This is a genomic window from Thermobrachium celere DSM 8682, from assembly GCF_000430995.1.
GTDB lineage: Bacteria > Bacillota > Clostridia > Clostridiales > Caloramatoraceae > Thermobrachium > Thermobrachium celere.
On the sequence record NZ_HF951986.1, the window covers coordinates 3008 to 3576 of the forward strand.

At 28.0% G+C, this 569-nt stretch carries 1 protein-coding gene; it reads left to right on the forward strand.

The genetic code is table 11. The features are described 5' to 3' along the window. The first annotated feature begins 180 nt into the window (after positions 1–180). Positions 181–405: a fibronectin type III-like domain-contianing protein gene (locus TCEL_RS14315; RefSeq protein ID WP_423219063.1), complete on the forward strand. Its 225-nt coding sequence runs from the start codon at positions 181–183 to the stop codon at positions 403–405. Positions 406–569: the final 164 nt, after the last annotated feature.

Genomic DNA, 569 nt, shown 5'->3' on the forward strand with positions numbered 1-569 from the left:
CCTATTAAAATTTTATTTATATCCCCTCTTAAAACAGCTCTATACCAAATACTACTGCCTTCTTTTACTTCTACATCACCAATTATGTCAGCAGACTCAGCAACAAACACATCTTGTGCAATTTTAGGAAGTTTTTCAAAGTAGTTTCTAATCATATTTATTCCTCCATTAGAAAGACCTATTAAAGAATTAAAGGAATTTGAAAAGATAGAACTTGATGTTGGAGAGGAGAGGGAAGTAAATTTAAAAATAAAGGTAGATGATTTAAGTTATTTTGATGAACAATTTAATAGTTTTTTAGTTGAAGAGGGAGAATATAAAATACTTATAGGATCTAGCTCAAGAGACATAAGACTTGAAGGTAGTATAAAGGTAAAGAATAGACAAAAAGTAAAAAGAATGTAATCATATAAATTCAACTATTATGGATGTAATTAAAACAGAAAAGGAAAGAGTTACTAAAGAGTTAGTTCAAATGCTAGATGTTGATGAAAATAATGTACAGGCTAAAATGATGAAGGAATTTTATMTAAATATGCCTTTAAGGGGACTTATATATTATGGAAATG